Here is a 20,114-nt window from a genome sequence, read left to right as displayed (position 1 = left end):
CCGCGGCGGGTCAGTTCTTCGGGCGGTTGGCGAGGGCCGCCTCGTCGTGCTCGTCGCCGTACCACTTGTCCTTCCAGCGGGAGAAGGCGACGATCACGATGTCCCGGTGGCCGGGCCCGCCGTCGGCGGAGGTCACGTCCGTGACGTCGTGCTGGAGCGCCCGGTCGTCCAGGAGGACGGCCCGCCCGGCGGCCAGCGTGCCCGTCCAGAACGGCGCGTCGGCGCCCGGCTTCCACAGCCTGGTCTCGCTTCCCCCGACGTTGTTCCGCCGCAGCACGGCGATCATGACGTACTCGTGTCCGTCGTGGTGCACACCCTCCGGAGTCAGCGGTCCGGGGCGCTCGCCGTCGGCCCGTGTGCGGTTCTGATGGACGTTGATCTGCCAGTCCTCACCGCGGTCCAGCTCCATCGCGTCCGCACCGAGTGTGATCACCGGGGTGAAGTCGGCGAGGATGGTCTCGTAGGTGCGGCGCATACCACCGCCCACGTTGTTGAACTTCTTGTACGTGGTGTAGTCGCGCTGGGGCAGCTTCTCGTAGAGCCAGCCCTTGTCGCGTCCGGGTTCCGGCGTGAGCCGGTACTGGGCGAACCGCTTGAACCGGGTGCCGTTGCCCATGTACGGGTCGAGCGGGAGGTCTTCGTAGCTCTGGAGTGTCTCCGGTGTGGCCGGAGGGAGATCGATGATCGAGAATCCTTGCGGGCCGAGCGCCATGACGCGGAGCCTTTCCTGTCGGACCGGTCAGTGAGCGACGAGATCGGGCATGCGTTCGTCGAGGTAGCGGGCGGAGGAGTTGAGCCGCCACAGTGTTCCTCGGGTGATCGCGCGCCGCATGCGCTCCGACTCGGCGGCCGGGACGACCACGTTGTGGAACCAGCCGGCCGCGTGCCGGGAGTCGATGGTGATGTGCAGCTTGTGGTACACGATGCCGACATCGGGCAGTCCGAGCCGCTCCCAGGCGTGCACGACCTGCACGAAACGGTCGGGCGCCAGCCACTCGGTCATTCCCAGGAATCCGACGGCCTCCGGGTAGAGCTGCCGGTAGCGGCAGAGAAGCACGGCGAGATTTCCGGACAGCAGCGCGTTGGCGGTGAGTGACCGCTCCAGTTCGTCGGCGGGAATGTCGAAGACGCGGAAGATCTGGTTGAAGAGATGGGTGTGGACCTGTGACGGGTCCCCGTTTCCCATCTCGTCCCAGAAGTTCTCGGCTATCTCCAGCTTCGCGGCGCCACTGGTACCGACCTGCATCATGGCGAGAAGATCGTCGAATCGCCCGTCGACGACCGATTCCTGGATCACATAGTTCCGCAGGTCGTCTTCGGTTGCCTGATTCCGGATGAACTCCCGGTAGTACGGGTGCTTGTAGACCCGGTGTTCACGGGCGAGTCTCTTCAGCCACGAGAGGAACGCGGAGGGTTCCGTCGGCGCGGCGTCGAGTGTGCCGGGCTCCAGCATGGCGTCCTCGGTGGCCATGGTGGCCTGTTCGAGCAGCCGGAGTACCTCTTGAACGACGACGGAACCCTCGGCGGTGGGCGCCTCGGAGAGTTGCGTCGAGAGCCCGTAGAGACGGGAGAGCAGCAGTTGCTGACCGTAGAAGGCTCCCTGATCACCCGCTGTGGAGTGAGCGTTGAGTTCGCTGACGGCTTTCCGGAGATCCGCCCGCTCATCAGGAGTGAGTGAGGCGTCGAGATCCTGCGCGGAACGATTCAGCAGCGCGGATATCTCCTCAACCACCGGATAGACCTCAACGCGCGGACAGACCTCAACGCCCTTTTTCTGATCCGGTAAGTGCGCTCCTGTGCTCACACCGCCTCCTGTCGTGTACCGACTCTCCATGCCAGGCGGCATGACCGGCAGGACTGCCTGCGGAACGCTAACTTTTCCGTTGTCAAGGAGCTACATCACAACGGAAGGTTGACGTGATGAGAGGTCTTGACACTGCTGGTAGGAAGTCGCGTGGCCGCTGAACACCGATGGCGTGATACGCGTCGTCCGCCACCGGTTGTCAGGGCGGGTGGCGGCCCCGCAGCGGCCCGCCACCCGCCCTGTGCGTGGTGCTCGGGCGTCAGTCCTTCGTCGGCATGGCCGGGCGCGACCGGCGCCGGCCGTGGACGGCATCCGGGTCGGCCGTCCCCCGGGAAGCCGCCCGGCCCACTCCCTCGTCGGCGACGAGGAAGAAGACCGCGCACAGCAGCAGGGCCGTGCCGGTCAGAACGATCGCGTTGAGCCGCTCGTCGAAGACCAGGATGCCGATGACCGCCGCGGTGAGCGGCTCGACCAGGGCGACCACGGACGCCGTGGTCGCCCGTACGGCGCGCAGGCCGGCGAAGAACAGCGTGTACGCCAGGGCCGTGGGCGCGGCTCCCAGGTAGAGGATCAGGGCCAGGGTCCATGCCGGTCGCTCCATGGCGGGCGGCAGGCCCTCCAGCAGAGCCATCGGCAGCAGGCAGACCGTGCCGACCGCGAAGCCGGTGACGGTGGACTCGAACGCCCCACCGGCGTTCTCCCGGCCGGAGAAGCGGCCCAGCAGCGTCACGCCCGCGTACCCGGCGGCGGAGAGCAGCGCGTATCCGATGCCCAGGAGCGGAGCCGGGCCGGTGCTCCCGTCAGCGCCCCCCATCAGCAGCACCAGGCCGGCGATGCCGCTCGCCACCGCGGCGGTTCCGGCGAGGCCGGTGCGCTCGCCCAGCGTGAGCCGGGCTCCGACCGCGACCAGGACCGGGCCCGAGCCCAGGGTCACCACCGTGGCCACGGTCAGCCCCGCCTGCTGCACGGCGGCGAAGTAGGCCGTCTGGTACACCGCCAGCCCGAAGCCGGTGATCAGGGCCCGCCGCGGGTTCGCGGCGAACGTCGCGCGCAGCGACAGCGCCGTCTCCGGCCGCCGGGACCGTCGCACCAGGTGAGCTGCCACCAGCAGCCCGAGTCCGGTCAGGAACCTCCAGAAGGAAACGGAAACGGGGCCGATTCCGCCGACGTCGTACAGTTCGGCGGCCACTGCACCGCCGGTGCCCCATGCTGTGGCCGCGATCGCGACGTAGAGAACACCCTGCCGAACGGACAGGGCGGAAGAGGACTGCACCTGAGGTCTCCTCGATTGATTGCCGGCACGATGTCCGCGTGGGCAACCCGCACGGCCACCCCGGTAACCCATGGATGGCTCGGCTTGTCTGCCCGCCTCAGGCGGCGGGCGGCGGAGGCGTCAGAAACGGCGGCATCCGATCACCTTACCCACGTTGTCCCTGCCGTGCGGGCTGAGCGAGGCGATCTCGTCGCCGCTCAACTCCCGGCCCTGTGCGGCCGTCCGGCGCGGTGTGTGTCGGTCGTGCCGACGGTGGTGGAGAGGATGATGCCGCCCGCCATCGGGGCGCGTAACTCACCCTGCTTCTCACGGAGTTCGGGAGCGCGGGGTGCCGTCTCCGCCGAGGTGCGGCCACTGAGTGAGGTGAGCCGCTCGCGCCGCCGAACGGTGAACCCACTCGCGGCAGCGGGGAGGCGGGCCGGCCGGCAGCGGCCCGCCGGACCGGCAGCCCCGGCAGCCCCGGCAGCCCCGGCAGTTCACGGGAACGGACACCCGGCCAGGAGCCGGGACCGGCGACCGACACCAACGGGCCACACCCCCAGGAAAAGCCCCCCACCCCGCCCGGAGGGCTACCGCTGCGGCCGTTGCCCCGGTACCTCCGGGCGCAGCCGGGCCAGGAGGCGGGCGCGTTCCTCGGCGAAGGCCGGGTCCGCCTGGTAGTCGGAGTGGCCGAGGATCGGGGCGGGAAGGGGGTGCAGATCGGTGCGGCCGTAGGCGAGCGGGTCGGCGAGGGCGGCGCGGTCGACCTCGGGGCCGCAGTCGCCGGGCAGCCGGATGGGGCCGCCGATCGGGTCGGTGACCCGGTACAGATTGCGCCAGCAGTCGACGTCCTCGTGCAGCGCGCCCAGCGCGGCGGAACCGAAGTACGCGGGGAACCAGCGCCCGTACAGCCGCTCCAGCGGGGAGCCGTAGGTCAGCAGGGCGACCCGGTGACGTACCTCCGGGGTGAGCTGCCAGGCCGCGGCGGAGGCGAGGACGCTGCCCTGGGAGTGGCCGGAGATGACCAGGCGCCCGCCGGTGACCTCGGTCCAGGTCGCCATCCGCCAGGTGAGGTCGGGGACGGCCCGCTCGGCGTAGCAGGGCGGGGCGAAAGGGTGGGCGGCGCGCGGCCAGAAGGTGCCGACGTCCCACAGGATGCCGATGGTGCGCCGCGCGGAGGGGTCCTTGTAGGCGCGGCGGCCGGAGGCGACGAACAGTATGAAGCCGAGCCCTATCAGCCAGGACCCGAGCGCCTGGGCGGTCTCGGCGGCGCCCTGCACGAACGGGTGGACACCGGCCGCCGCCTGGGCCGGGGTCTCGTCGGTGGCCAGCGCCCCGGCCAGCGCGCCCGCGCCGAGCACCAGGGTCACCAGCGCGGTCACGGCGACGAGCATGGGGGCCCGGTCGGTGAGCGTGGCCATCGCGCGCGTACGGGCGATCCGGCGGGTGCGGCCGTCGTCCGCGGTCTCCTTCGGGTAGTCGTCGGCCACCCCGGACTCCTCGGCGCGGGCCAGCCGCAGGGTGCCCCGGGCCAGCCGGAGCACGACGAGGAGCAGGACCAGCAGCAGCGGCGGGATCACGGACGCCTGCCAGGTGAGCAGGACGGGCGGGCCGGGGATGATCGCGCCCGTGCCGTCCAGCCAGTCGGCGACGCGCTGGGAGATGCCGCCGGAGAACACCCCGCCGAGCGCGCAGGCCAGCAGGGCGACGGCCGGGCCGCCGAAGCCGCGCATGGCGCTGCGGGGTTCGGGACGGGCCCGGTGCAGGAGGTGCGCGACGACGCACAGGGCGAGCGCCAGCAGCCCCTGGAGCAGGGTGAGCGCGCCGAACACGGTGTCGCCGGGCAGGCCCCGGGCGGACTGCCAGCCGGGGCGCGCCCAGCCCGCGTGGAGCACGGCGAGGAGGAGCAGGGCGACCGCGGCGAGCGGCAGCCGGCGCACCAGGTGGGCGTCGAGTTCGCGGTCGATGCGGCGCTCGCTGCGCCCCCGGCGGCAGACCACCCACAGCACGGCGGCGAACCCCGCCGTCAGGGCGGCGCCGAGCAGGATGCCGAGCAGATCGAGGACGACGGGGCCGCCGGTCCCCCGGTCGTGCCGCAGGGTGGTCCCGACGAGGGCGGCGGCCACGGTGAGCAGTCCGGCGGCGGTGTGGGCGGCCCGCAGCCGGGCGACGAGGCGCCGCCCGAACCAGAAGCCGGGCCGCCCCAGCGCGGTGGTGGCGCTCTCGGCGGGGATCCGGGGCCGGTGCGGGGACACCGACGGCTCACCCGGCCCGGCCGCGTCCGCTTCCTCGGCCTTCTCGTCCTCCTCGGCCGCCGCGTCCGGTGATCCGGTGTGCCTCGGGCGCGCCGACTCGTACGCGCTCCAGGTGCGGTGGGAGAGGTACCACAGGAGCCCGACCAGGGCGGCCGGGACGACGGCGGCCAGGGCGAGGCGGCGCCCCGGCAGGCTCCACCAGCCGTCCCCGGAGAGGTCCGGGGAGAGGAAGCCGAGCCAGGAGTTGCGCTCGGCGCAGGCGCGGGTGCCCGCGCACTGCCAGGCGGCGAGATCGAGGGCGACCTCGCAGGCCGCGGCGGCCATCAGCACCGTCAGGGAGAGCCCGGTGAGCCGCACGAGGAGCCCGTACAGGCGGACCGTGCGGGTGTGGCCGCGGGTGGGCGGGCGCATCCAGTGGGCGAGGTTGGCGACCATGAAGGGGAGCAGCAGCAGCCACAGGGCGCGGGCGCCGTTGCCGGAGGTGAGGTTGGACCAGACGTACGCCTCCTGGACGGGCTCGCCCGGGGGCCGGTCGGTGCGGTGTTCGGCGTCGAGGTCGCCGGTGCGGCGGAAGACGGCGGCGATGTCGTCGCCGGTGACCCGTTCGGTGCGCGGGTCGTTCAGCATCTTCTCCGGCGTCGCCCCGCCCACTCCGTGGACCAGGAGTTCCAGGGCGATGGCGGTCCCGCCGCCCGTCACCGCGGTCCCGCCGCCCGTCACCGCGGTCGCGGCGGTCGCCGCCGCCCGTTCCTGTGCGCGTTCCACTGCTGTGTTTCCCCCGAGCTGTGCCGTGGCGGTGCCGTCCGGCGGGTGGGTGGGTGCGGGGCTCAGGATCTCCGGGGAGCCGTCCGCGCGCCCCTGTCGTCACCGAATCTCCCCGATCATTGTGACGGACCGACCACGGCCCGGACACGGAGTGGACACCCGGTGTCGCCGCCCGGCCGGGGCGCCGGTCGGTGGCGCCGGGGCGGACGACCCGTGCGAGGATGGAACGCCCCACGCCCCTGACCGGTGTCCCTGGCGTCGCAGCAGGTGCGAGGGGGTGTCCGAGGGACCGGCGGCGAAAGGACCGGAGCGTACGTGAGTGAGAATCAGAACCTCCTCGCGGAGCAGCGGCGTGCCCTGATCCTGGACGAGGTGCGGCGCCGGGGCGGCGTCCGGGTGAACGAACTGACCCGCAGGCTCGGGGTCTCCGACATGACCGTGCGCCGGGATCTGGACGCGCTGGCCCGGCAGGGCGTGCTGGAGAAGGTGCACGGCGGCGCGGTCCCCGTGGTGGAGGCCAGCACCCATGAGCCCGGTTTCGAGGCGAAGTCGGGTCTTGAGCTGAGCGCCAAGGAGGACATCGCGCGCGTCGCCGCCGACCTGGTGGCCCCGGGCGCGGCCATCGCCCTGTCGGGCGGTACGACGACCTACGCGCTGGCGCAGCGACTGCTGGACGTGGCCGATCTGACCGTGGTGACCAACTCGGTGCGGGTCGCGGATGTCTTCCACGCGGCGCAGCGGTCCTCGGGACCCCGCCCGGGCGCGGCGACGGTGGTGCTGACCGGCGGGGTGCGGACCCCGTCCGACTCGCTGGTGGGTCCGGTCGCCGACCAGGCCATCGCGACGCTCCACTTCGACGTCCTGTTCCTCGGGGTGCACGGGATAGCGCCGGAGGCGGGGCTGTCGACGCCGAATCTCGCGGAGGCGGAGACCAACCGGCGGCTGGTGCAGTCGGCGCGGCGGGTCGTGGTGGTGGCCGACCACACCAAGTGGGGGACGGTGGGGCTGAGCTCGTTCGCCTCCCTGGCGCAGGTCGACACGCTGGTCACGGACGCGGGGATGGGGCCGGAGGCGCGCGCCGAGATCGGGGAGCACCTGCGGCTGGTGGTGGCCGGGGAGGCGGACCCGCCCGGCGGGGCGGACATCTGACGGGCCGCCCACGTATGCCTGCCGGGTGGACGTCACCCATGTGCCGGGCGCCCGCGCGCCGGCCGAGGAGCGGCGGCTGGAGCCGGTGCCGGGCGGCGGGAACACCTGCCGGCACCCCTCCCGGTAACGCCCCTCACCCCACCCACTCCCCCGTCCGCAGCACCCTCTCGATCACCGTCGTGTACGGCGCGATGTCCAGCCCCTGTTCGGCGAGCCAGGTGTCCGAGTAGTACTTGTCGAGATACCGGTCCCCCGGGTCGCACAGCAGGGTGACGACGCTGCCCCGGCGCCCCTCCGCGACCATCTCGGCGACGATCTTCAGCGCGCCCCACAGCCCGGTCCCGGTGGAGCCGCCCGCCTTGCGGCCGACGGCCCGCTCCAGGGCGCGGACGGCGGCCAAGCTCGCCGCGTCCGGCACCTTCATCATCCGGTCGATGGCACCGGGCACGAAGCTCGGCTCCATCCGGGGGCGCCCGATGCCCTCGATCCGGGACCCGGAGTCGCAGGTGACGCCCAAGTCGCCGGTGGTCCAGCCCTCGAAGAAGCAGGAGTTGTCGGGGTCGGCGACACAGATCCGGGTGTCGTACTGCATGTAGTGCACATAGCGGGCGATGGTCGCCGAGGTGCCGCCGGTACCGGCGGTGGCGACGATCCAGGCGGGTTCCGGATGGCGCTCCCGCTCCAGTTGGCGGAAGACGGACTCGGCGATGTTGTTGTTGCCGCGCCAGTCGGTGGCGCGTTCGGCGTAGGTGAACTGGTCCATGTAGTGGCCGCCGGTCTCCGCCGCGAGCCGGGCGGACTCCTCGTACACCGTACGGGGGTCGTCCACGAAGTGGCACCGGCCGCCGTGGAACTCGATGAGGCGGCACTTCTCGGCGCTGGTCGTACGGGGCATCACCGCGATGAAGGGGATGCCGATCAGCGCGGCGAAGTACGCCTCGGAGACGGCGGTGGAGCCGCTGGACGCCTCGATGACCGGGCGGCCGGGCCGGATCCAGCCGTTGCACAGGCCGTAGAGGAAGAGGGAGCGGGCGAGGCGGTGCTTGAGGCTGCCGGTGGGGTGGGTGGACTCGTCCTTGAGGTAGAGGTCGATGCCCCAGGGCTCGGGGAGCGGGAAGCGGAGCAGATGGGTGTCGGCCGAACGGTTGGCGTCGGCGTGGACCTTGCGGACGGCTTCTTTGAGCCAGTCGCGGTAGCCGGGGTCGGTGCGGTCGACGTCGAGGGTCGCTCCGGGCCGGGTCTGCTCAGGGGTGCTCACGGCGGGCTCCTTACGTTGCGCGCCGACGCTCTGCCGCGCGGGCGGCACTTCGATCATAGGCATGCCCGGCAGCGCTTCTCACCTGCATAAACGCATCTTTGGGGGGCTCAAAGCGATGGCTGGGGCCGCTGTGGCACGGGGCCGGGGGCCGGCCGGCGGGGGCGCATTCGGCCCAGTGCTGCGGCCGGCGGGCGGGAAGCCGCCGTACGCACTGGTGCGCGAGGGCGGGCGGGGGCAGACTGCACCGCGCGGGATCGGCTCGTACGGCCGTACGGTCGGTGCGGGGCACGCCGTACCGTGGAAGCGGTGGTCCCGTGGGCCCCGGCCGGGCGGTCGGCGGGGGCGTGGGGAGCGAGGGGGCGACGGGAATGGCGGAGCCGGAGTTCACGGCGAGCGGGGTGCGGATAGGCAGGCGGCTGCGGTCGCTCACCCGGGCCGGTCAGGTCCGGATCCGGGGCGGCAGGCTGGAGTTGCTGACCAGCTACGGCAGCGAGATCGACAGCGCGCCGGTCCAGGCGGTACGGGCGTCCCGGCCGTGGTTCGCGCCCGGGGACCGCGCGCTGGCGGATCTCAACGGCACCCGCTATCTGCTGACCCTCGGCGACCACGATCCGGCCCCGGGACAGCCGGGCCCCCCGGCGGCAGGCCGGTTCATCGAGGCGGTACGGCGGGCAGCGGGGCGTGACCGCTGAGTCACCGCCGGGTCACCATGAGTTGCGGTACCGCAGGTGCCGGGTCACGCTTGACTCACCTCACTCAGGGTTTTCCGGCGACAGCGCTGCGAGCCAGCCCGCCGGGCACCACAGCAGGCGGGTCGCCGCGCGACGGCGGTCCGCCGGCTCCGAACTCCGTGTTCTTCCGGGCCTCAACGTCGGGGAGTCGCAGCCGTGATCAGTCACCCGAGCAGACACTGCGCAGTGGAGCTCCAAGCCCTGCCGGCGCGGATCGGCCAGGTCCGCAGAATCGTTTCAGCGCAATTGCGCTACTGGCATCTCGACCCGCTGATAGACCGTGCCTCGCTCGGTGTCACCGAGCTGCTGAGCAATGTCCACCGGCACGCCCAGCCCGACAAGACCTGCACCGTGGAGATCGAGCTGCGGCTCGACCGGCTGACGGTCTCGGTGCACGACCACGATCCCCGGCTGCCCGAGCTGGCCGAGGCCGATCCGCTGGCCACCTGCGGCCGGGGCCTCGCCATGGTGGCCGCCGTCAGCGAGAGCTGGGGCGCCCAGTTGGACGGTGAGCGCGGCAAGGTCGTCTGGTTCACCCTGCCCACCCCCGCCCGCGCGGTGACCGGGCCCGCACACCCCGCCCACCGCCCGGTCGCCGAACCGGCGGCCCTCTTCGCGGAGGTGCTCGCGGAGGTCTTCGGGGACGCCGAACCCGCCGACCTCACCACCGACGCCCACGCCCCCGGACACGCCCCCGCCCACTTGGCGGTTCCCGGCTGATCCGACGGGGGCACCGGCCGGTTACTGGGGCGATCCCGGCGCCGGGGGCGGTCCCGGTCCCCGGGGCGGGTCCGTGGCGCGGGGCGGGTTCCGGACACGGGGCGGGTCCGGGGCAAGGGGCAGTCCGGGGCACGGGTCAGTCCAGGGCACGGCGCAATCCGGGGCGCGGGCGTGGATGACGCGGCCGACCGCGAGGTGCCTGCGCCGCATCGGGACAGGGACGGGGACGGGCGTGGGGACCGGCACCAGAGGACTTGCACGGGCGCGGGGACCGGCACGGGCAGAGGGACCTGCACGGGGCACCCGCACGAGGACGGGCACAGGCACAGGCACAGGCACGGACACGGGGAGCGGCACAGGCATCCCGTGCCCCTGGCACCGACGGCGGGTGCCCGCCCGCCAAGGGGCCCCTGAACGCCGGGCACCAACCGCAGGGCAACGCCCGCCACACCCCCTCCCCCCTCCACCCCTCCCCCCGCGTCTCGCGCCCCGCTCCGCCGTGAGACACTCCCCTCGGGTCGGGTCCCCCGTATGCCCCTTCCCCCCTCTCACCTGCCCTTTCGTGCGTACCGGATGCCCCTTGGGGCCCACTTCCCGCCGGGTGGGGCAGGACCCCGCACGTCTCCCCCGCACCTTATGTTTTCCTGACATTCAGAGTTGGTTCGTCAGCGTTTTGCTCTTTGTTCACCTGGCAGGTACCGGCCAAGTGCCGTACGAGGCAGGCCACTTGTGGGCCGGGATCTAACCGAACGCGGGGGCTGTCCCTACTATCGGGTCCCCCCACAACGTCCCGCACGACACCCTCAAACCCTCAGGAGTCACCATGCTCAAAACGGCGTCCCGCGCCGCCCCACCCCCCTTGGTGGTGGGCAGCCGGGACCACGACCCCGAGCACGGGGACCGCCCCGTTCCCGCGCCCAAGTCCGGCCGCAAGGCCAAGGAACGGGAGCGGGCCCGGCTGACAGCGGCGTACGCGGAGCTGCTCCAGGAGATCCGGGTGGCCCAGACCGGGGTACAGGTGCTGCTCGCCTTCCTGCTCACCCTGGCCTTCACCCCCCGGTTCGCCATCATCACGCCCATGCAGCGGTATCTGTACGTGGCCGATCTGCTGCTCACCTCCGTCGCCGCCTCGCTGCTCATCGCCCCGGCGCCCTTCCACCGGCTGGTGCACGGGCGGGAGTTGCGCAAGCAGTTGCTGGACACCTCGGCCAAGCTGGCGTTCTGGGGACTGATCGCGCTGATGCTGGCGATGGTCACGTCCCTGCTGCTGATCCTGGACGTCGTCCTCGGTCTGCATCTGGCGACCTGCCTGGCCGGGATCACCCTGACCTGGTTCGCCGTGTTCTGGTGCGGACTGCCGTACTGGAGCCGCCGCCGCGCGCGGCCCCGCGCGGCACCCGCCCCGCAGGTGAAGATCCCACGGCAGTCCCCCCGCAACACCGTGGATGAAGTGCCCGCGCGACACTCCGCCTAGGCGGACCCAGGATGCCCCGGGCGGCGCCGGCCCGGCTCGCGACCTCCGCAACACCCCGGCGAATCCCCCACACCCCACACTCCGCTTCCCGGCACCGCACGACGGAACCGGAACCGCTTCCCGGTACGGCTCGACAGGACCGGGACCGCTTCCCGGTACGGCTCGACAGGACCGGGACCGCTTCCCGGCACGGCTCGACGGGAACGGCACGGACCGCGTATCGCGCACCGCGCCCTCCGGCAAGCTCGCCAGGAGCCGCACAGCCCGCGCACTCCGCAGCCGCACCCCTCCGCTTGGGGGTGCCACGGAGCCTCCGGACCCAGGCCCCACCACCACCGCCACCGCTCCCAGGGCACCCGGCGCCCACGCCCCACGCACGCGAACGCAGTCACCGCCGCCGGACCCCCTGCGCCCCCCCCGGAGACATCCCCCTACTCCGTCCCGATGGCCCGCAGCACATCCAGCCGTGCCGCCCGCGCCGCGGGCCGTACGCCCGCCAGTGCCCCGGCCGCCAGCCCCACCACCACGACCGCCGTCAGGTGCAGCGGCGGCACCGCGAAGGTGAAGGCGCTGTCGCCGCCGCCGTCGGAGGCGCGGACCAGGACCCAGCCGAGGAAGGTGCCCAGGGCGAGGCCCCCGGCCGTGCCGAAGGCGGCGATCAGGACGGACTCCCAGCGGACCATGGCCCGCAGTTGGGCCCGGGTCTGGCCGACCGCGCGGAGCAGGCCGAGTTCGCGGGTGCGTTCGTGGATGGCCAGGGTGAGGGTGTTGGCGATGCCCAGCAGGGCGATCAGTACCGCGAGCGCCAGCAGGGCGTAGACCAGGGTGAGCATCATGTCGATGCCGCTCGCCGAGGACCGGGCGTACTCGTCGCGGGTCTGCGCGTCGGGGCCGCCGAAGCGGTCGGCGGTGCGCTCCACGGCGGCGGTGGCGGTGGCCGGGTCGACACCGTCGGCGAAGGAGACGGCGACGAGGGTGTCGGCGTCCTGCGTGCGGTGCGGGGCCCAGGCGTCGCGGGTGATGACGTAGTCCCCGGCGAGTGCGGACGCACCGTAGACCGCGCGGACCGTGAAGGGCCGCCGGGTGCCGTCGGTGAAGGCGAGGCGGAGGGTGTCGCCGGTCGTGACGTTGTGGCGGTCGGCCTCCGTCGCGGTGAGGGCGATGCCGTCGGTGCCGAGCCCGGAGAGGTCGCCGCGGACCGTGCCGAGGTCGAGGACCCGGGCGAGGGCGGCCGGGTCGGTGACGGTCAGCGCGCGTCCGTCGCCGTTCACCTCGGCGACCCCCCGGCCGAGCCCCACGGCGGTGTCCACCTCGGGCAGCCGGGCGATCTCCGGGGCGAGCCGGGGGCTCAGCCCGCTGCCGCCCGCGCCGAACCCGGGGGTGCCGATCGCCACGTCCCCGGCGAAGGAGCGGGAGACGGTCCGGTCCATGGTCGCCTTCAGCGAGGCCCCGAACACCGTGAACAGCGACACCACCGCCACGCCGATCATCAGCGCGCTCGCGGTGGCGGCCGTCCGCCGGGGGCTGCGCAGGGCGTTGCGGCGGGCGAGTGTGCCGGTCACCCCGCGCAGTCGGGCGGCCGGAGCGCCGAGGATCCGCACGGCCGCGCCGGAGGCGACCGGTCCGAGGACGACGAAGGCGGCCAGGGTCAGGACGGCACCGGTACCGGCGAGCACGAGGGACGGGGTGGCCAGGACGCCGGTCAGGGTGGTGGCCGCCGCGACGGCGAGCAGGGCGCCCCCGGCGAGGGCACGCGGGCGGGAGGCACCCGAGGTGTCGACGGCGGTGTCGCGCAGCGCGGCCAGCGGCGCGGTGCGGCCCGCGCGGACGGCCGGGAGCAGGGCGGAGCCCACGCAGACCACGACGCCGACCGCGAGGGGCAGGGCGAGCGAGAGCGCGCCGATCACCAACTCGCCCTCGGGGAAGGGGAATCCGATCGCCGGGAACAGCGCCTGGAGTCCGGCGGCGATACCGGCGCCGCCCGCGAGTCCGGCCAGGGAGGCGGCGACGGCGACGGCGGTGGCCTCGGTCAGGGTCATGACGGTGATCTGGCGGCGGGCGGCGCCGAGCGCGCGCAGCAGGGCGTTCTCGCGGGTGCGCTGGGCGACCACGATCGCGAAGGTGTTGTGGATAGAGAAGGTCGCGACCAGCAGGGCCACGCCGGAGAAGACCAGCAGGAAGGTGGTGAAGAGGCTCAGGAACCGGCCGGAGACCATCTCGGTGTTCTCCTCGGCCAGTTGTGTGCCGGTGATCGCCTCGGTGCCGGACGGCAGCACCTCGGTGAGCCGCTCCACCAGGGCGTCCTGGCTCACCCCGGCGGCGGCCCGGACGCGGATGTCGGTCGCCTCGCCCGGCCGTGCGGTGAGATACCGCCCGGCGTCGGCGAGGGTCATACCGGTGTAGGTGACCTGGGCCATGCCGTCCGCGCCGCCGAAGGTGGCCAGGCCGACGACGGTGACCTCGACGGGGTCGGGGGTGCGCAGCACGGTCCGGTCGCCGAGGGTGAGTCCGCCGCGGTCGGCGGTGGCCTCGTTCACCACGACCTCGCCGGTCCGCTCGGGGGCCCGTCCCGCGGTCAGCCGGTAGGGGTTCAGGCGGGGGTCGGTGATCCAGTTCCCGGCCAGGGTCGGGGGGCCGTCGCCGCCGATGGGTTCGCCGTCGGCGCCGAGGAGCTGGCCCGCGCCCTCGACGCTGGGTACGGCGGCGGCCACGCCGGGCACCCGCTCGACGGCGGTCGCCAGGTCGGCCGGGACCGGCCGCCGGACGCCCTGACTCCCGCCCGGGGCGGTGATGGCGTCGGCGCCGCGGACCACGGCGTCGGTGCCGCGGGTGGCGTTGCCGAACATGGTGTCGAAGCTCGCTCTGAGCGTGTCGCCCATGACGAGGGTCCCGGCGAGGAAGGACACACCGAGGAGGACGGCGAGGAAGGTGCCCGCGAAGCGCCGTCCGTGGGCGCGCAGGGAGGAGCGGCCGAGCCGCAGCAGGATCGTCATGACGGCACCTCGAAGGCTTTCATCCGGTCCAGGACCCGGTCCGCGCTCGGTGCCCGCATCCGGTCGACGAGCCGTCCGTCCGCGAGGAAGACGACCTCGTCGGCGTGGGCGGCGGCGACCGGGTCGTGGGTGACCATGACGACGGTCCGGCCCATGGTGCGGACGGCCGCGCCGAGCAGGGCGAGCACCTCCCCGCCGGAGCGGGAGTCGAGGTTGCCGGTCGGTTCGTCGGCGAAGACGACGTCCGGGCGGGCGGCGAACGCCCGTGCCACGGCGACCCGTTGCTGCTGTCCGCCGGAGAGTTCGGCGGGCCGGTGCCGGAGCCGGTCGCGCAGCCCGACGACATCGATCAGCGCGTCGATCCACTCGGGGTCGCCGGACCGCCCGGCGAGGTCCAGGGGCAGGGTGATGTTCTCGGCGACGGTCAGGGTGGGCACCAGGTTGAACGCCTGGAACACGAACCCGATCCGGTCCCGGCGCAGCAGGGTCAGCCGCCGGTCGTCCAGGGCGCCCAGTTCCGTGTCGCCGATCCAGGCGGCGCCGGAGCCGAGGGTGTCGAGTCCGGCGGCGCAGTGCATCAGCGTGGACTTGCCGGAGCCCGAGGGGCCCATGATCGCGGTGAAGCGCCCGGCCGGGAAGCCGACGCTCACCCCGTCCAGGGCCCGCACCTCGGTGTCGCCTCGCCCGTACACCTTCACGGCGTCGACGACCCGGGCGGCGGTCGCGGTGGTCGTCCCGGTCGTCGTCACCGGCCGCCCCTGTCCGTCGCCGTCCGGCCGAACTGCTCGTCCAGGACGCACAGCCGCCGCCCGTACTCGTCCTCGTCGATCTCGCCCGCCGCGAACCGGCGGCCGAGAACGGCGATCGGGGAGTCCCCGGCGGGCCGGGTGTCCTGACGGCCCTCCCCCCACGCTGTGCGCCGCAGCACGCCCACCGCGCCGATCACAACGGCCGCCCAGATCAGCGGGAACAGCAGGATCCAGGGGCCGGGCCCGCCACCGCCCCAGTCTGCGAGGGTCTGCATCTCAGGTCATCTCCCAGGTCGATTGGTCACCGATGCCCTGAGCCTCGCTCCGCGGGGGGTGCCGGGGCGTCGTACGGCCAGCGGCCGTGCGGCTACCTCCCGGGGAGTACGCGGGGCCCGCCGGGCTGCTTCCCCGGGCTGTGCCGCCGGAGACGGGGGCTCACCGAGGAGACCCGGGCTGGCGAGGCACGCGCCGACCCGGCCGCCGACCTGACGTACCTATGACCACTGCTACCTACTCAACCCCTCCTTTAATTGACCGATCGTTCTTGTATCGCCTAAGGTCGTCCCCATGGCCAGGACCAAGGAATTCGACCCCGACGCCGCCCTCCAGTCCGCCCTGGAACTCTTCTGGCGCAAGGGCTACGAGGCCACCTCCATGGCCGACCTCGTCGAGCATCTCGGCATCGGCCGCGCCTCCCTCTACGCCACCTACGGCAACAAGCGCGACCTCTACCTCAAGGCCCTGGACCGCTACAGCGAGGCGCGCGCCCCCGGCCTCACCCGCGAGCTGTCCCGGCCGGGCCCGGCGCTGCCCGCCGTACGGGCGCTGGTGCGCCGGTTCGCCGAGGAGAGCGCGGACGAGGCGTACCGCCCGCGCGGCTGCCTGGTCACCAACACGGCGGCGGAGCTGGCCCCGCACGACCCCGGGGCGGCCCGGCGGGTCGAGCTGAGCTGGGGGCACACCGAGACCCTGCTGCACGCGGCACTGCTCCGCGCCCAGGCACAGGGCGAGCTGGCCGGGGACCGCGATCCGCGCGCCCTCGCCCGGATGCTGCTGGTGCTGATGCAGGGGCTGCGGGTGGTGGGCAAGGCGTCCGACGACCCGGCCCGGGTCCGCGACGCGGCCGAACAGGCACTGGCGCTGCTGGACTGAATCCCGGCCCGCACCCCGCTTCCGGGGTAGTGGCTGCTGCCCTTATATTGGACCGATCATTCTTGAAAGAAGGTCGTATGCGCGCCCCCATCGGCGCGGTCGCGCCGGACCGGCAGCGGCCCGGCGCCGCCCGAGTGTTCCCGCTCCTCGGCTCCCTCCAGGTCACCCTGATCTTCACGCTCGCCGCCCTCGCCGTCCCGCTGCCCGAGATAGGCCGCCGATTCGCCCTCGGCCGGGACGAGTTGATCCTGCTCAGCGCGGCCTACGGACTGACCTTCGCCGGTCTGCTGCTGTTCGGCGGACGGCTCGCCGACCGGTACGGGGGACGGCCCGCGCTGACCGGCGGGCTGTGGCTGTTCGCCGTCGCGTCCGTCGCCGCACCGCTCGCCCCCGGCTACGAGGCGCTGCTCGCGGCGCGCTTCGCGCAGGGCGCCGGCGCCGCGGTGATCGCCCCCGCCGCGCTGGCCGTGCTGCGCACCCTGCACCCCCGCCCGGCCGACCACCGCCGGGCGATGGCCACCTGGGGCGGTCTGTCGGTGCTCGGCGCGACGGCGGGCCATGTGCTCTCCGGGGTCGTCTCCGCGCTCTCGTCCTGGCGCTGGGCGCTGGTGGTGCCCGCGGTGGTGGCGATGGCGGGGCTGGTCCTGGTGCCCCGGATCCTGCCCCCGGGCGCCGGAACCCCGCGCCCCGGCGGGCTCGATGTGCGCGGCGCGGTGCTCGCCACCGGCGGGCTGGTCGCGGCCAGTTACGGACTGGTCGTCACCGACGCCCGGCCCTGGGGGTCGGCACAGGTACTGGTGCCGCTCGCGGTCGGGGCGGTCCTGCTGGCGCTCTTCGCAGTCGCCGAACGCCGGGCGCGCGATCCGCTGCTGCCGCCGGGGTTCCTGCGCGACGGGCGGCGCGGGCCGGGTCTGCTGGCCACCGCGCTCACCGCGGCCGGGACCAGCACGGTGTTCCTCCTGTTCTCCCTGTACCTCCAGGAGGAGCGGGGCTGGTCGGCACTGCGCACCTCGGCCGCGTTCGTCCCGTTCGCCCTCGCCCTGCTCGTCTCCGGGCGCGCGGCCGGACGCCTGGTCGCGCGGTACGGGCCGGGTCCGGTCACCGGGGGCGGACTGGCCCTCGCCGCCCTGGGACTCGCCCTGCTCGCCGCCACCGGCCTCGACCCCGGCATCCCGTACGGCTACGGCGTGCTGCCCGGCTTCGTGCTGCTGCCGGCCGGGGCCGCCGCCTCCTTCGCGGGGGCCGCCGTACTCGCCACCGACCGGGTGCCCCCGGAACGGGCCGGGCTGGCCGGGGGTGTGCACAACACCGCGATGGAGACCGGTCCGACCGTCGTCTTCGCGGTCCTGCTCGCGGCCGGGAGCGACACGGTCAGCCTCGCGGTCGCGGCGGTGGTGTTCGCGGTCGCGGCGGCGGCGCTCCGCTTCGGGGCGGGGGCGCTCCGCTTCGGAGCGGGATGACCTCACGCCCCGTTCCTCTCTCCACATCACTCGACATCACTCGACATCAGTTGACATCAGTTGACATCACTTCACGAAAGGCAGTTCACCCATGTCTCAGCATCGTTTCGGCGGGCGGTCCGTGCTGGTCACCGGAGGGGGTTCCGGGATCGGGCGGGCCATCGCGCTGGCGTTCGCCGCCGAGGGGGCGAAGGTCGTGGTGGCCGGGCGGGGCCGGGCCGCGCTGGACGAGACCGTCGCCCTGGTGCGGGCGGGCGGCGGCACGGCGGTCGCGCAGGTCGCCGATGTGTCCCGGCACGCCGAGGTGGAGGCGCTGACCGACGCGGTGACCGAGCGGTTCGGGTCGCTCGACGTGGCCGTGAACAACGCGGGCGTCTTCCAGGGCGGCCCCGTCACCGAACTGTCCGAGGCGGACTGGCGGCAGGTCCTCGACATCAATGTGACCGGCGTGCTGTTCTCGATGGCCGCGCAGATACGGCGGATGCGGGACCAGCCCGGCGGCGGGGCCATCGTCAACGTCTCCTCCAACCTCGGACGGCACCGGCAGTGGCCCGGCACCACCCCCTACGCGGCCACCAAGGCGGCCGTCACCTCGCTGACCCGGGGCGCGGCGCTGGAGCACATCGCCGAGGGCGTGCGGATCAACGGGGTGAGCCCCGGCGCGTCCGACACCACGATGTCGCTGCACGGCGGGGAGTCGGAGGATGACCGGGCGGCCCGGATGAAGGAGGAGTCGCCGCTGGGCCGGATCTCGACCACGCCGGAGGTGGCGGCGGCGGTGCTGTATCTGGCTTCGGACGCCGCCGCGTCGGTGGTCGGCGCGGATCTGGTGATCGACGGCGGGGTGTCCCTGTAGGGGTCCGGCGGGGCGACCGTTCAGGCCGCTGCCGCGAGGGCGCCGAGCGGGTCGTCCAGGACCGGCTGCCAGGCCAGTTCGGCGGCGCCGACCAGGCTGTTGTGGTCCAGGGTGCAGGGCAGGATCGGCACCACCCCGCTGCGGCCCCACAGGCTGCGGTCGGCGACCACCGCGCGCAGCCGCTCGGGGTGGGCGTCCAGCAGGGTGCGGTGGAGTCCGCCGAGGATGATCCGGTCGGGGTTGAGGATGTTGACCAGCCCCGCGAGGCCGAGGCCCAGCCGCTCGACCAGGGTCTCGACGGCCGCCCGGACCCCGGGGTCGTCGGACTCGTGCAGGATCAGGTCGTTGGCCTGCTGGAGCAGCGACACCACGGGGCCGGGGCGGCGGCCCGCGGTGGTGAGCAGGGCCAGCGGGTCGGCCTCGACGTCCAGGCAGCCGCGGCTGCCGCAGTGGCAGGGGCGGCCCTCGGGGTTGACGGTGAGATGGCCGACTTCGAGGGCCAGGCCCGCGCTGCCGGTGTGCAGGCGTCCGTCCAGCACCAGCGCGCCGCCCACCCCTCGGTGTCCGGTGGCCACGCACAGCAGATCGCGCGAGCCGCGCCCGGCTCCGTGCCGGTGTTCGGCGAGCGCGGCGAGATTGACGTCGTTGGCGGCGAAGGCGGGCCCGGTGATCCCGGCGGCCCGCACCTGATCGGCGAAGATCTCCCGGACCGGGGACCCGGCGGGCCAGGCCAGGTGCAGGGGGTTGAGGGCGAGGCCCTCGGGCTCGGCGACGGCGGAGGGGACGGCGAGCCCGGCGCCGACACAGTGCCGGCCGGTCTCCCGGAGCAGCGCGGCGCCCGCCTCCACGACCTGGCCCAGCACCTTCGCCGGGTCGGCGGCGACGGCCTCACAGCCGGGGGCGGTGGCGACGATCCGGCCGCCGAGTCCGACCAGCGCGGCCCGGAAGCCGTCGGCGTGCACCTGGGCGGCGAGCGCGACCGGGCCGTCCTCGGCGAGGGCGAGGCGGTGCGAGGGGCGGCCCTGGGAACCGGCGGCGGCCGTCGGGCGGGCGTCGACCCGGATCAGGCCGAGCGCCTCCAGTTCGGCGGCGACGGCTCCGGCGGTGGCGCGGGTGACGCCGAGTTCGGCGGTGAGCACCGCGCGGGTGGGTGCCCGTCCGGTGTGCACCAGCTCCAGCGCGGGGCCGAGCGCGCCGCGCCCCCGGTCCAGCCGCGTTCTCGACGTGGTCCCTTCCCCCGGCCGCCGGGGGTCCGCCTTGCCGCTCATGACGGCGAGTCTGCCATGATCCGCCGACCGACCGGAGCGGGGCGGCGATCCGCCGTGGCACGGGGTGGCGCCGGGGTGGCCGGGGGAACGCCCTGCGGGCGGGGCGCCGTCGGAGGGGGGACGCCAGGGCGCCCGGGGCGAACGCCCTGCGGGCGGGCCACCGGAGCACCCGCACCGAACACCCGACAGGCGGGCCACCGGCCCACGGAACCACACCGGGACATGCCC

16 protein-coding genes are annotated in these 20,114 nt (G+C 73.9%); 7 read left to right on the top strand and 9 right to left on the bottom strand.

Annotated elements, in window-relative coordinates:
- Positions 1-10: 10 nt before the first annotated feature.
- The 4 genes from AB0O01_RS31860 to AB0O01_RS31845 all read right to left on the bottom strand — a co-directional run bounded on the left by AB0O01_RS31860 (position 11) and on the right by AB0O01_RS31845 (position 6,031).
- Positions 11-712, bottom strand: a complete 702-nt coding sequence (locus AB0O01_RS31860) for a 2OG-Fe dioxygenase family protein (RefSeq protein WP_365318858.1) — start codon at positions 710-712, stop codon at positions 11-13.
- Between the two features lie 27 nt (positions 713-739).
- Positions 740-1,732, bottom strand: coding sequence for an iron-containing redox enzyme family protein (locus tag AB0O01_RS31855; RefSeq protein WP_365318856.1), 993 nt, complete (start codon positions 1,730-1,732; stop codon positions 740-742).
- A gap of 331 nt (positions 1,733-2,063) precedes the next feature.
- The gene (locus tag AB0O01_RS31850; RefSeq protein ID WP_365318854.1) at positions 2,064-3,077 is read right to left on the bottom strand and encodes an EamA family transporter; all 1,014 of its coding nucleotides are present in this window, start codon (positions 3,075-3,077) and stop codon (positions 2,064-2,066) included.
- Between the two features lie 569 nt (positions 3,078-3,646).
- A complete protein-coding gene (locus AB0O01_RS31845; protein ID WP_365318949.1) occupies positions 3,647-6,031 on the bottom strand; it encodes a hypothetical protein in 2,385 nt (794 codons plus the stop codon).
- 360 nt (positions 6,032-6,391) lie between these two features.
- On the opposite strand from AB0O01_RS31845, the gene AB0O01_RS31840 reads away from it, so the two are divergent.
- The gene (locus AB0O01_RS31840) at positions 6,392-7,225 is read left to right on the top strand and encodes a DeoR/GlpR family DNA-binding transcription regulator (RefSeq protein WP_365318852.1); all 834 of its coding nucleotides are present in this window, start codon (positions 6,392-6,394) and stop codon (positions 7,223-7,225) included.
- Between the two features lie 133 nt (positions 7,226-7,358).
- On the opposite strand, the gene AB0O01_RS31835 is transcribed toward AB0O01_RS31840, so the two are convergent.
- Positions 7,359-8,483, bottom strand: a complete 1,125-nt coding sequence (locus tag AB0O01_RS31835; protein ID WP_365318850.1) for a PLP-dependent cysteine synthase family protein — start codon at positions 8,481-8,483, stop codon at positions 7,359-7,361.
- A 368-nt stretch (positions 8,484-8,851) separates the two neighbouring features.
- On the opposite strand from AB0O01_RS31835, the gene AB0O01_RS31830 reads away from it, so the two are divergent.
- The 3 genes from AB0O01_RS31830 to AB0O01_RS31820 all read left to right on the top strand — a co-directional run bounded on the left by AB0O01_RS31830 (position 8,852) and on the right by AB0O01_RS31820 (position 11,408).
- The gene (locus tag AB0O01_RS31830; RefSeq protein ID WP_365318849.1) at positions 8,852-9,175 is read left to right on the top strand and encodes a hypothetical protein; all 324 of its coding nucleotides are present in this window, start codon (positions 8,852-8,854) and stop codon (positions 9,173-9,175) included.
- 195 nt (positions 9,176-9,370) lie between these two features.
- Positions 9,371-9,934 (top strand): ATP-binding protein, encoded by a 564-nt coding sequence (locus AB0O01_RS31825; RefSeq protein WP_365318847.1) that lies wholly within the window; start codon positions 9,371-9,373, stop codon positions 9,932-9,934.
- An 823-nt stretch (positions 9,935-10,757) separates the two neighbouring features.
- The gene (locus AB0O01_RS31820) at positions 10,758-11,408 is read left to right on the top strand and encodes a DUF6328 family protein (RefSeq protein ID WP_365318846.1); all 651 of its coding nucleotides are present in this window, start codon (positions 10,758-10,760) and stop codon (positions 11,406-11,408) included.
- Between the two features lie 431 nt (positions 11,409-11,839).
- On the opposite strand, the gene AB0O01_RS31815 is transcribed toward AB0O01_RS31820, so the two are convergent.
- The 3 genes from AB0O01_RS31815 to AB0O01_RS31805 are packed head-to-tail and all read right to left on the bottom strand — an operon-like array spanning position 11,840 to position 15,425.
- On the bottom strand, positions 11,840-14,401 hold the full coding sequence (locus AB0O01_RS31815) for an ABC transporter permease (RefSeq protein ID WP_365318844.1): 2,562 nt from the start codon (positions 14,399-14,401) through the stop codon (positions 11,840-11,842).
- Positions 14,398-15,150 (bottom strand): ABC transporter ATP-binding protein, encoded by a 753-nt coding sequence (locus AB0O01_RS31810; RefSeq protein WP_365318842.1) that lies wholly within the window; start codon positions 15,148-15,150, stop codon positions 14,398-14,400. Before AB0O01_RS31810 ends, AB0O01_RS31815 begins: the two co-directional genes overlap by 4 nt.
- Positions 15,147-15,425 (bottom strand): SHOCT domain-containing protein, encoded by a 279-nt coding sequence (locus tag AB0O01_RS31805; RefSeq protein WP_365318840.1) that lies wholly within the window; start codon positions 15,423-15,425, stop codon positions 15,147-15,149. The genes AB0O01_RS31810 and AB0O01_RS31805 overlap by 4 nt, the downstream gene beginning before the upstream one ends.
- Before the next feature lie 292 nt (positions 15,426-15,717).
- On the opposite strand from AB0O01_RS31805, the gene AB0O01_RS31800 reads away from it, so the two are divergent.
- From AB0O01_RS31800 to AB0O01_RS31790, 3 genes are all read left to right on the top strand, one after another.
- Positions 15,718-16,302, top strand: coding sequence for a TetR family transcriptional regulator (locus AB0O01_RS31800; protein ID WP_365318838.1), 585 nt, complete (start codon positions 15,718-15,720; stop codon positions 16,300-16,302).
- A 77-nt stretch (positions 16,303-16,379) separates the two neighbouring features.
- A complete protein-coding gene (locus AB0O01_RS31795) occupies positions 16,380-17,762 on the top strand; it encodes an MFS transporter (protein ID WP_365318836.1) in 1,383 nt (460 codons plus the stop codon).
- Positions 17,763-17,853: 91 nt separating this feature from the next.
- The gene (locus tag AB0O01_RS31790; protein ID WP_365318834.1) at positions 17,854-18,618 is read left to right on the top strand and encodes a glucose 1-dehydrogenase; all 765 of its coding nucleotides are present in this window, start codon (positions 17,854-17,856) and stop codon (positions 18,616-18,618) included.
- A 20-nt stretch (positions 18,619-18,638) separates the two neighbouring features.
- On the opposite strand, the gene AB0O01_RS31785 is transcribed toward AB0O01_RS31790, so the two are convergent.
- The gene (locus tag AB0O01_RS31785) at positions 18,639-19,886 is read right to left on the bottom strand and encodes an ROK family protein (RefSeq protein WP_365318832.1); all 1,248 of its coding nucleotides are present in this window, start codon (positions 19,884-19,886) and stop codon (positions 18,639-18,641) included.
- Positions 19,887-20,114: the final 228 nt, after the last annotated feature.

Source organism: Streptomyces sp. NPDC093252 (genome assembly GCF_040683675.1).
GTDB lineage: Bacteria > Actinomycetota > Actinomycetes > Streptomycetales > Streptomycetaceae > Streptomyces.
Note: the sequence above shows the minus strand (reverse complement) of the source record. Positions and strands in the feature narration are given on the sequence as shown.